This is a genomic window from Pectobacterium jejuense (genome assembly GCF_026800125.1).
Lineage (GTDB): Bacteria > Pseudomonadota > Gammaproteobacteria > Enterobacterales > Enterobacteriaceae > Pectobacterium > Pectobacterium jejuense.
Map to the genome: position 1 here is coordinate 179912 of NZ_JAPQKX010000004.1, position 10952 is coordinate 190863.

Here is a 10952-nt window from a genome sequence, read left to right on the forward strand (position 1 = left end):
ATTTTGGGATATTAATCAAGGTCACCAAAATGGCATCCATTTATTCAGATGAATATCAATCAGTTATAAAAATACTGAGAGAGGCCAGAATCGAAAAAGGCATAACCCAAGAAAATTTAGCCAACACTTTAGGCCGACCTCAGTCTTTCGTAGCCAAAATCGAGAATGGGGAGCGTAGGCTAGATGTTGTTGAATTTGTTCACATAGCTCACCTGCTATCTGTAGACGCTTCTACAGTTTTAGAAAAAATAGCCCATAAAATACAGATAGATGACATCAAGTAATCACTACAAACCTTTATTTATCCCGTTTTGGGATAAATCAGCACACAACGGATATTTGATCCCAAATTTTATGGGGTTGAATCGATGGCTTCTATTTACTCTGATGAATATCAAATAGTTATCAAAGCATTACGTGAAGCACGGATTGCCAAAAGGATCACGCAGGGAAACCTAGCGTTAGCGCTAGATCGTCCTCAATCGTTTATCGCCAAGGTTGAGAACGGGGAAAGAAGGTTAGACATCGTAGAGTTTACCCATATCGCCCGTTTACTCTCGTTAGACCCCGCCGACATTATTGCTAAGATCCCTTCTAAACGTAAAACGCTTGGCTAATGATTTAAATCTTTAGTGATAAAGATAAATTATTAAACTCTCATAAAAGGCGTTTTATCTGTAATCACAATCTTGATAAAAGCATAGATGTGCTGAAAATATATAAGTGTAAAAAATTTACACAACATTTCAGAATACTTTATGTTAAGTATTTAATGATGTTTTAGATAAAACACAAAAAAAGACTGCTTAAAGAAAGCAGTCACATTAAATAATATTGATATTAGTTAAATCTATACTTTCTTTCTCTCATTTTGAATGCTTCTTTTCCACCCTCAACGATATCAGCAATATGCTGACGAATCCCCATAGACTTTAATATATCCTTCTCATGATTTATTTTATCAAAAGAGTTTTCAATAGCTCCATTAATATAGTCAAATCTAAAAGAACTAGAATCCCTATCATTATTTTGTCCAATTTGATTTGCAACGATTACATTCTCTGCATCTGCATTAACAACAATGTTTGCATTGTGAGTTACAACAATGATTTGCCTTTCAAGTTTTTTATTACGTAAGTAACCAACTAAATCAGTGGTAATAGATCTATTATCAAGATTATCTTCTGGTTGGTCTATTAAAATAGGGGCCTTTGAAGTGCTCAGACCAACAATCAACATTAAAATAACAAAACTTGCTTTCCCTGTGGACATCTCACCTAATTTGTCATTTTTATACGTAATCTCCCAATAATCAAAAAAATAATCATCTAACACATCTTTAATAACATTTTCAATATTAGCATTTCGATTAAAATAATATTTACCTGATGTTATATCATCAAAAAGCCTCTTAATATCATCTATAATTTTTTGGTAGTCGACTTCACTCGTTGATTCTATATCATCTGACAAAATTGAATACCCTTTATAAGATGATTTTCTTCCATCACTAACATTTAGTAATGATTTTTTCATTTTCTGAAAGTTAAATTTAGCCTTTCCAACAATAGTTAAACCATCTTTTTCCAACTCATTCGTTCTGGTTTTCAACCCTTCAATTATCTTGATGTACTCTTGATAACTGGATTCATATACTTCTATTATTCTATTTCTAGTTGCTTCTAATTTTTCTTTATCCTCCTTTATTTTTTTCATTAATATATCGATATCTGCCAATAACCTTTTGTCATTAGTGATTGATTCATTAAGTTTTTCAATATCTTTTCCTACATCACGATCGCTTAAATATGGCTGAATACTATTGGTTATTTCCTTATTTTCAGCATTCAAAAAACTCAGTACTTCATTAAACTTACAATCGAATTTAAAATAGCTCACACCGTCATCTTTAGTTTCTAATTGTAAGGAATTCTCTACCTCGTTAATTTTAACGAGTAACATATCTACTATAGAATAAATATCTTTATAGTATTCAATTATTTTTGGTGATTTTAAATTTGATAATAAACTATCTTTTCTAAATTTTAAATTACCTAACATTTGCAATAATTCAGAGTTGGCATTTTTTACATAAAAATAATCCTCATTAACTCCATTGATATTATTCTTATTTACCTCTAGTTTATTTTGCAAAAACTTAAAGCTATCAATTTGTTCTTGTGTTAATTTAATGCTTTTATTTAACTCTTCTATTTTTTTTGTATTCGCCTCAATATTCCCAGTAAGAACTTCTTTATTCGACTTACTTTTTAACTCATCTTCTGAAATTTTTATTTCCTTGGATATTTTAAAGTATAAGTCAATAAGATTATTTCTAAATTTATCATTTTGAGTAACGTTGCTAATAAAGTCAGCATATAATCTATTAGCATCATTATTTTCAATGATTAAATTTCTAATTAATTTATTGAGCGGCGCTCCGGTTTTATTCACTTCCGGTTCTGCAAGTTTCACTAAATAATTTTGAGGAATGTATTTTATTTCAGGAATAATGGAATTCTCACCATTATCTTCTCGAAGATTTATTTTCTGGCTAAAACCTCCTTTTGTCGTCACTTCAAAATCCAATCCTTTTTCAATTTCATCTAACTCATATAAATAATTATCATTTTTGTTTTTTAAAATACCTAAATCAGAAGATAGTGTTTTTGCAATAGCAAACAACAAAATGGATTTACCAGAAGACTTACCACCAATAATAACATTAAGATTCGGATTAAGGTAAATTTGACGGCCAGAAAAAATGTTACCTGGGGAGATAAACCTAATCTTTTCAATTATAAATTTTCCTTCTTTAAAATCTGGTTTTGTAGGATGTATTTTAACTCTAGACTCTGGTTCTAAACAAATTTGTCTTAACCCTTCAAAATTTAAATCAGCTTTAATCCACGTAAATCGAGTAAATAACTCATCTTCTGTATGCGCATCACAACCGACAATGCAAGGCTTTAATGAACCTTTATCTCTTTTTATTTCATCTACTTCACTTCTATATATTTTCTCACTATAATTTTCATTCCCTTGAGACTTTCTCCCAAGGAAATATTTAATATCTTTAGGGTTTGATGAGAAAATTGCATCGGATAAATTATAAATAGACCTACGTACACCATCTAAACTCCCAGGTTCATTCTCGAATAGTTCATAGTGTCCCTGTGTTCCCGATGCACCATCGTTACTAGAATTACTAACGACTAAAATAGTGTTATTCTTTAGATTTCCAGAAATAGTTTCATTTAGTGATTTAATGTCTACAGTAAAATTATCAACTCCCTTTTTATATTGATCCCCTTCATTTTGTATTGAAGGATCTAGGCTTTTACCATAACTGATAATTCCATGACGAGTCATTTGATATGATAGCTCGTTTTTTATTCTAGAAAAAAAATCATGTTCTAGATTGGATGTATAGTCTGGGTTAAATAAACAGTGAATATTAATCAACTTACTCTTATTTGTTGTTGGTAACATTCTCAACTCTACATTTGGGAAAAGAAAGATATTCTTTATAAATTTAACCTCATCACCACTAAAAAGAGCATCGCCATATTCATTTAATTTATTTTCTATATTTTTTTGATACTCAATCGCTTCTAAATACCTTTCAATTGAAAAATAATCAGTTATTCCAATTGCAGAAATTTTGTTATCGAAGGCTTTTTTAAAAAAATAATAAAAAAAATCTTCTATTGAAAATGATTTAAATTGATCGTTCTTATTTGTGCCTTTTGTATGAACATGTAAATCCCATTTTCTCCAATCAGAACCTCGGTTAATCATATAATCTCCTTAGTAAAGTTAGATAATTTCATCTGAGTGCTATAAATCCCTCAATGTTATTAAAAAACCATGAGAATTTAGCATCAATAGTAGAAGATTGTATATAAAGTATGTTTTGCATAGGACGGTAATTATTATGGCAATAATTAAATCAACCTCTTAATTCATCTTTAATTATTTCCAATAATTATAGCCCCTTGCTACATATTTTTCTGAAACCTTCCATGATCCGAGGTTAAATTAAATTAGATAAAAGATCAAAATAACTATTCAAACATTCCTATCAATGTCACAAACATAGGATAACTCATCTTCAGCACGGAGTAGCTCAGGAGCGGAGAGCATTTATCCTGTGCCCACGGTGAGGGAGTTTACATAGTTTTGCGGATTTCGGCATTTAGGAAGGTGGCCAGCCTGGCACAAGCGGGCAAGAAATTCACAAGAAGCTTCAGGGGACATCCATGATGATTCTCAGATCAAGCAACATTTCCTCTCTAGCAGAGTGGACAGCTTCGAGAACAAAATCAGTACGATTTGTTCCTTTTGCTTTCGTCGGCATAACGCTATCCTCAGCACAGCTGGGTATAAACCGTACAGAATGTATATAGCTAATGTCATTATTATTACAGGTAACACGGGAAATCAAAATATCCACCAAACCGTATTCTCACGTATAGCCCATCCCTACAACCCCAACACCAGCCCGTCATACGCCGCATGGACGTTCTCAGGCAGCAGCGTTTGCGTTTGGAGCCAGCGATCCAGTTCGTGGCCGATGTGGGTCAGGTACAGCTGTTTGGGATTCAGTTGGGTGAAGATCGCCAGCGCACGGGTAACGTCATTGTGGTTGCGCGGTGGCGTCGTTTGGGGAGGATGGCTGCAATCGACTACCGCATAGTCCAGCGAGTGTGATGCAAGAAACTGGGCGGTTTCAGGAGGTAGTCCGATGGTGTCGGTCAGGTAGGCCAGCGTATGCGTCGGCGTCTGGATGAGGTAGCCGTAGGTTAATTTGGAATGGATTAAAGGAACCGGCGTGATCCTTATGCCGTCCAGCTCAAAGGGCTGGAAAGGCACAAGAGGCGGTTGAAAATGCAGAATCCCTGGGTGCTTAAAGAGATCGTCGCAGCCCGCTTCATCCGGGGGCCCAAAGACAGGAATGGGATCGCCGTAGCCCCAGCGCAGGGGAAATAGTCCCTGAACGTGATCCATATGATAGTGAGTCAGCAAAATATGCCGAGTCGGATAAGGAAGCAGAGACGGCGCTAGCTCGGGTAATCCGGCATCAATCAGGATGATCCGGTCTTGTGTTGTGATTGCCGCACAGCAGGCACGACGCCGTTTTTTTTCATCACGTTGCGCCTGCTGGCAAATTTCACATTCACAGCCAAAGGCGGGAACCTGCTGTGCGCCGCCGGTTCCCAAAAAGTGAAAAACGATCCCGTCACTATTTGCTGCCATATTTGCTGCCATCGGTTTTCTCCTGCTCTCCGGAGCGTTTGCCACTCGGCCTATCGTTCGCGGCGCGTCTTACAGGCGCTGTCGAACGGCAGAAGCGACCGAAAGGTGGATAAGGTGCGTTGCAGATCGCCGTCGTTATTCAATAAAACACAGTCGTTTGCTAACCGGCTTTGCTCTTCTTCAGCACGCTGCAAACGCGTGGCAATTTGCTGTTCACTTTCCCGCCCTCTGGCGCGTAGCCGCTCTCGCAGTGCCGATTCAGAGACAGTCAGGCATATCGGAAACAGCGTGTTGCCATAGCGTTCACGCGCCTGAGTCAGGTAAGCCCGTGAACCATTCACGATGACGTCATTCCCTCGCTGTAGCCAGTCATCAATCTCTATCCCGATGCCATAGTGGCACTGATGCGCCTGCCAATGGAGCGCGAAGAGGCCAAGCTGCTGGCGGTTCGCGAACTCCTCCGGGGTCAGCGCAATGTGATTCTCTCCCTGTATTTCAGCGGGACGGGTAATGTACCGATGCGCCACCAGCAGGCGTGGCAGCGACAGTTGGCGAATCGCCCGCAGCAGGCTGTCTTTGCCTGCGCCGGAAGGGCCAATGAGGTAGATGAGTTTCGTCATGATCAGAATACCCGGACGCCCTGACGCCACACGCGCAGCAGCTTCATTTGTGGCGCGTGCCGTTTGACGAGCAGCAGGTCGGCTCGACGCCCTTCTTCAATGCAGCCGCGATCGTCAAATTGCAGCGCCTGAGCGGGGTTGTGGCTGACCAGCGCTATCGCTCGCGGCAAGTCGTAATCATTGCGTTCATCCTCTGCGATCATGAAGGCCGCCTCCAGCAGGCTAGCCGGATAATAGTCCGAAGATAAAATGTGAAGCACGCCAAGCGTCGCCAGATGATGTGCCGACACGTTGCCGGAATGCGAGCCGCCGCAGATGACATTCGGCGCGCCCATAAGCACATTCATGCCAACGCCATTTGCCTGCTGCGCCGCGATCTCGGTAGTGGGGAATTCAGCAATAGCGACACGATGCTGATGGGCTTCGCTGATATGTTCCGGCGTCGCATCGTCATGGCTGGCCAGCTTGATTCCTCTGTCGTGACAAAGACGGACAATCGCCTCGCGGTTAGGCTGCGACCAGCGGCGTGAACCGGCCAGTTGCTCCTCTTCAAACGCGGCCATTTGCGCATCATTCAGGTGATACTTGCCTTTGTAATACTGATGATATTTCTCCTGAGAGGAGAATTGCCGCTGCCCCGGAGAGTGATCCATCAATGACGCGAGCGCGACCAGCGGAATATCTGCTAACTGCTCAAAGAGGGGAAAGGTATCCTGATGCGGTAGTTCGCAGCGCAGGTGCAAATGATGATCCGCCCGATTGGTGCCATGCTGCTGGCTGTGCAATACCGCATCCGTCATGCGCCGCAGGTTCTCAAGCCGATGCCCGCCATCGCGTACATCCCCTACCGCGACGGCATCCAGTACGGTGGTGATCCCACTGGCGATAATCAACGCGTCGTGATTGCGCATCGCCGCTTCAGAAGGCCAGTTAACGCCGGGGCGCGGCGTGAAACACTTATCGAGATTATCCGTATGTAGCTCGACAAGCCCCGGCAGGAGCCAGGCCTGTTCGCCATCCAGCGCACCGGGATGACGACTGTGCCTGTCGCTGATGTGGTGAATCACGCCGTTGCGCACTTCCAGTGAGCCATGAATAATTTCCCGTGAGAGCACCATATTGACGTTATTAATGATCATTTGCGGTCTCCTGAGCGTTGGAAGCGATCGGCAGCGTATTCATCGACATGGCGTTCACTGACATCGTGTAAAGGCGATCGGCCACCTCCTGACGCACTTCGTCATCGTGAAAGATACCGACGATGGCACACCCTTTGTCTTTCGCATTGTTGATGAGCTGTGTGACAGCCAGTCGGTTTTTAGCATCCAGCGACGCTGTCGGTTCGTCTAACAGCAGGATCGGGTAATCACCAATAAACCCGCGAGCAATATTGATGCGCTGCTGTTCACCGCCGGAAAAGGTAGCGGGCGCAAGCGACCAGAGCCGCTCAGGGACATTCAGATGCGTCAGCAGTTCACCGGCGCGAATCTCGCTTTCCTGACGAGACATACCGCGTTCCAGCAACGGCTGGATAACCACGTTCAGCGTGCTAATGCGCGGGATGACGCGCAGAAACTGGCTGACCCAGCCCACGGTTTCACGGCGGATTTCCAGCACATGGCGTGCGTCCGCATTGACGATATCAACCCAACGTTCGCGATGGCGAACCCAAATGTGCCCGCCATCAGGCTGATAGTTGCCGTACAGAGAACGCAGCAGCGTGGATTTTCCACTTCCTGAATGCCCGTGCAGCGCCACACACTCACCGCCTTTCACGGACAGGCTAACGTCGTGGAAAACCGGCAATTTTGTGCCCTGCTGGTTATATAACACGAACGTTTTATCAACGTTCTCGATGCGTAATTGCGTATCCATCAAGCGTCCTTTTGTCTGGATTTACAGAATGGAAGAAACGAGCAGCTGGGTGTAAGGGTGACTCGGATCGTCCAGCACCCTGTCCGTCAATCCCTGCTCGACGACTCGCCCACGCTGCATCACCAGCAGGCGGTGCGACAGCAGGCGGGCGACGCCGAGATCGTGCGTCACGATGACGACGGAAAGCTGCATCTCCACAACCAGCGTTCTGAGCAGATCGAGCAGCCGCGCCTGTACCGATACATCTAACCCGCCAGTAGGTTCATCCATAAAGATCAGCCGCGGTGCCGTCACCAGATTGCGTGCGATCTGCAGGCGTTGCTGCATCCCGCCGGAAAACGTGGTCGGTAAATCGTCCAGACGGTTTTCGGGTAGCTCGACGTTTTCCATCCACTGCGCCGCCTTGCTGCGGATATCGCCGTAATGCCGATTGCCGATTGCCATGAGCCGCTCGCCGATATTGCCGCCCGCAGACACCGTGGGGCGTAATCCCGCCAGCGGATGCTGCCAGACAATCCCCCACTCGGTGCGCACCAGCGCACGCCGCTGCCGTTCGCTGATGTCATAGATCGAGAGCGTCTGCTGCTCGGCGTTGCGGTAGATAACTTCACCTTCCTGAGGTGCCAGCCGCGCAGAGATCGCGTTCAGCAGCGTGGTCTTCCCTGAACCCGATTCGCCGACAATCCCTAAAACCTCCCCCGGCCACAGCTGAAACGACACGTCGCGGAAGCCTTTTTCCGGTGCATACAGGTGCGTGAGGTGCCGCACATCGAGCAGTGGGCTGTCGGATGCGTGATGCTCTGTCGTCATGACGGTTCTCCTCCCTGGCTTTGGCGCTGCTGGCAATAGTCGGTGTCGGAGCAGACGAACATGCGCGTGCCGTCATCGTCCATCACCACTTCATCAAGGAAGCTGTCTCGCGCACCACACAGCTCACACGGCTTGTCCCACTGCTGTATTGTGAAAGGGTGATCGTCGAAATCGAGACTTTCTACCGAGGTATAGGGCGGAACGGCATAGACCCGCTTCTCGCGCCCGGCACCAAAGAGTTGCAACGCGGGCATCATGTCCATCTTCGGGTTGTCGAATTTCGGGATGGGTGACGGATCCATGACATAGCGATGGTTCACCTTCACCGGATAGGCGTAAGTCGTGGCGATGTGCCCAAACCGTGCTATATCCTCATAGAGTTTCACCTGCATCACGCCGTATTCCTCCAGCGCATGCATTTTGCACGTCTCGGTTTCGCGCGGTTCAATAAAGCGCAGCGGCTCGGGGATCGGCACCTGAAAGATCAGGATCTGATCCTCTTTAAGTGGTGTTTCAGGAATGCGGTGTCGCGTTTGGATCAGCGTCGCTTCACTGGTCTTTTCCGTGGTTGATACCTGTGCCACCTTGCGGAAAAAGGCGCGGATCGATACTGCATTGGTCGTATCATCAGATCCCTGATCGATCACTTTTAGCGTATCGTCCGGCCCGATAATGCTGGCGGTGATTTGAATGCCGCCGGTGCCCCAGCCGTAAGGCATGGGCATTTCCCGGCTACCGAACGGCACCTGATGCCCAGGGATAATGAGATGGACGCTCCATCTTAACGGCATCAGATGTGCCAGAGTATGAGTGTCAAATCTCAAAAGAAGGAGCGTCCAAATGCAAGTATCTACCCTTGGTATCGATCTGGCAAAAAACGTTTTCGTTCTTCATGGTGTCGATCACACCGGCCAGACCGTGCTGAAAAAGAAACTCTCGCGGGCAAAGTTTGCTGAGTTCGTTATCCGTCTCGAACCCTGTCTTATTGGGATGGAGGCGTGTTCATCCAGCCACCATTTTGCCCGCATGTTTATCCGCCACGGCCATCAGGTCAGGTTGATGCCACCGCAGTACGTCAAGCCTTACGTCAAAACCAACAAGACCGATGCGACGGATGCGGAAGCCATCTGCGAAGCCGTTACTCGGCCCAATATGCGTTTTGTTCAGGTCAAAACCGTTGACCAGCAGGCTGTACTCGCCCTTCATACGGAGCGGGATATCATTATCCGGGAACGGGTCGCCTGTACGAACAGCTTGCGGGCCATGCTGAGCGAGTTTGGTTTTGTGATGGCAACAGGCAGAAAAGCGCTGAAGCAGGGCGTTCCAGAAATTCTTGAAGACGGAGAAAATGAGCTATCCCCGTTCGTTCGTGCCAGCGCATTACGGCAGATGGCGCATATTGATGCGCTGGATGACCATTTGGAGCTTATCGAACAACAACTGGAGTCATGGGCCGAAACACAGGCAGCCTGTAAACGCATGACAAAAGTGCCTGGCGTCGGACTGCTGACGGCGACGTATCTGGTCGCGTCAGTGGGTGACGGAAAGCAGTTCAGCTGTGCAAAACAGTTCTCAGCCTGGATGGGTTTGACACCGCGTGAATATTCCAGCGGAGGCAAACAGCATCTGGGGCGGATAAGCAAACGGGGCGATGGTTACTTCCGTTATCTTCTGGTTCACGGAGCCCGGGCAGTCGCTTCCGTGATTGAGCGACACAGGGAAGACATGCGGTGGCTCGACGGATTGCTGAAACGCAAAAATTACAATGTTGCAGTAGTGGCACAGGCGAGTAAAACAGCGCGGATACTGTGGTCGATGCTGGTCCATGAAACCGAATATCGCCCCCCTACGGTAGCCTGAGTACCGCTCAGTCTTTGCTGGGGTTCACAAAGGGTAAAATGCAGTCCGGAATTGCAGGTGTAATCAAAAAGATGGCAAAACAGGTAAGACCGCAGGTGAGGTAAACCGGTTCGCCGATGGGCACGATAGCCCGTAGTGGATGCTTGGTTCTCACCTGGCGGATTTCATCATGGTTCGGGGCGCAGAAGCCTCATCAGAAACCGGATATATGCCTGCAGTTACCGATTTTACATCTTGCTGAAAAATGCCTTGTTCAACCGGGAGCGTCCATATACGCGGCGAAAGCTTGCGCCACGCCGGGAGCGTGTCGCAAGCGGTCCGTTAAGCCTGATACCGACGAAGGTATCGCGCAGCGACATAATTTAGCCGGAAGCCAGGGTTCACAGGGCGACGGCAACTGAGCCGCCCTGTGCGGGCGCGTGCTACGAGGTAGCATGAAAATAGCAGTATTATGGCGCACGAAACCATCTCCGCATTCACATAGAATGTGATCAGGAAACCGCTCATCGCAGTGAAATGGCAGCACCG

10 protein-coding genes are annotated in these 10952 nt (G+C 45.9%); 3 read left to right on the forward strand and 7 right to left on the reverse strand.

Features of this window, described 5'->3' with window-relative positions:
* Nucleotides 1–29 precede the first annotated feature (29 nt).
* Complete coding sequence (locus NXT09_RS09360; protein WP_268579493.1) at nucleotides 30–284, forward strand: helix-turn-helix domain-containing protein; 255 nt, start codon at nucleotides 30–32, stop codon at nucleotides 282–284.
* A gap of 84 nt (nucleotides 285–368) precedes the next feature.
* The gene (locus tag NXT09_RS09365) at nucleotides 369–617 is read left to right on the forward strand and encodes a helix-turn-helix domain-containing protein (RefSeq protein ID WP_268579494.1); all 249 of its coding nucleotides are present in this window, start codon (nucleotides 369–371) and stop codon (nucleotides 615–617) included.
* A 223-nt stretch (nucleotides 618–840) separates the two neighbouring features.
* On the opposite strand, the gene NXT09_RS09370 is transcribed toward NXT09_RS09365, so the two are convergent.
* From NXT09_RS09370 to NXT09_RS09405, 7 genes are all read right to left on the reverse strand, one after another.
* Nucleotides 841–3801: a TrlF family AAA-like ATPase gene (locus tag NXT09_RS09370; protein ID WP_268579495.1), complete on the reverse strand. Its 2961-nt coding sequence runs from the start codon at nucleotides 3799–3801 to the stop codon at nucleotides 841–843.
* A gap of 684 nt (nucleotides 3802–4485) precedes the next feature.
* Nucleotides 4486–5238 carry a phosphonate metabolism protein PhnP gene (phnP, locus tag NXT09_RS09380; RefSeq protein ID WP_370690932.1) on the reverse strand — a complete coding sequence of 251 codons (753 nt, stop codon included), beginning with the start codon at nucleotides 5236–5238 and terminating at the stop codon, nucleotides 4486–4488.
* 71 nt (nucleotides 5239–5309) lie between these two features.
* Nucleotides 5310–5879 (reverse strand): ribose 1,5-bisphosphokinase, encoded by a 570-nt coding sequence (gene phnN, locus NXT09_RS09385; RefSeq protein WP_268579497.1) that lies wholly within the window; start codon nucleotides 5877–5879, stop codon nucleotides 5310–5312.
* 2 nt (nucleotides 5880–5881) lie between these two features.
* Nucleotides 5882–7018 (reverse strand): alpha-D-ribose 1-methylphosphonate 5-triphosphate diphosphatase, encoded by a 1137-nt coding sequence (gene phnM, locus NXT09_RS09390; RefSeq protein ID WP_268579498.1) that lies wholly within the window; start codon nucleotides 7016–7018, stop codon nucleotides 5882–5884.
* Nucleotides 7008–7754: a phosphonate C-P lyase system protein PhnL gene (gene phnL, locus NXT09_RS09395; protein WP_095701505.1), complete on the reverse strand. Its 747-nt coding sequence runs from the start codon at nucleotides 7752–7754 to the stop codon at nucleotides 7008–7010. Before phnL ends, phnM begins: the two co-directional genes overlap by 11 nt.
* A gap of 21 nt (nucleotides 7755–7775) precedes the next feature.
* Nucleotides 7776–8564 (reverse strand): phosphonate C-P lyase system protein PhnK, encoded by a 789-nt coding sequence (gene phnK / locus NXT09_RS09400; protein ID WP_174871844.1) that lies wholly within the window; start codon nucleotides 8562–8564, stop codon nucleotides 7776–7778.
* Entirely contained in the window at nucleotides 8561–9355 is a 795-nt protein-coding gene (locus NXT09_RS09405; protein WP_268579499.1) for an alpha-D-ribose 1-methylphosphonate 5-phosphate C-P-lyase PhnJ, read from the reverse strand. The genes phnK and NXT09_RS09405 overlap by 4 nt, the downstream gene beginning before the upstream one ends.
* Before the next feature lie 49 nt (nucleotides 9356–9404).
* Between NXT09_RS09405 and NXT09_RS09410 the strand changes: the two genes are divergently transcribed.
* On the forward strand, nucleotides 9405–10424 hold the full coding sequence (locus NXT09_RS09410) for an IS110 family RNA-guided transposase (protein ID WP_268579500.1): 1020 nt from the start codon (nucleotides 9405–9407) through the stop codon (nucleotides 10422–10424).
* The last annotated feature ends 528 nt before the right edge of the window (nucleotides 10425–10952 follow it).

Coding starts and splice junctions, on each gene's coding strand:
- phnM (WP_268579498.1), bottom strand. CDS start 7,018: ATGATCATTAATAACGTCAATATGGTGCTCTCACGGGAAATTATTCAT.
- NXT09_RS09360 (WP_268579493.1), top strand. CDS start 30: ATGGCATCCATTTATTCAGATGAATATCAATCAGTTATAAAAATACTG.
- phnN (WP_268579497.1), bottom strand. CDS start 5,879: ATGACGAAACTCATCTACCTCATTGGCCCTTCCGGCGCAGGCAAAGAC.
- phnL (WP_095701505.1), bottom strand. CDS start 7,754: ATGGATACGCAATTACGCATCGAGAACGTTGATAAAACGTTCGTGTTA.
- NXT09_RS09410 (WP_268579500.1), top strand. CDS start 9,405: ATGCAAGTATCTACCCTTGGTATCGATCTGGCAAAAAACGTTTTCGTT.
- NXT09_RS09370 (WP_268579495.1), bottom strand. CDS start 3,801: ATGATTAACCGAGGTTCTGATTGGAGAAAATGGGATTTACATGTTCAT.
- NXT09_RS09405 (WP_268579499.1), bottom strand. CDS start 9,355: ATGCCGTTAAGATGGAGCGTCCATCTCATTATCCCTGGGCATCAGGTG.
- phnK (WP_174871844.1), bottom strand. CDS start 8,564: ATGACGACAGAGCATCACGCATCCGACAGCCCACTGCTCGATGTGCGG.
- NXT09_RS09365 (WP_268579494.1), top strand. CDS start 369: ATGGCTTCTATTTACTCTGATGAATATCAAATAGTTATCAAAGCATTA.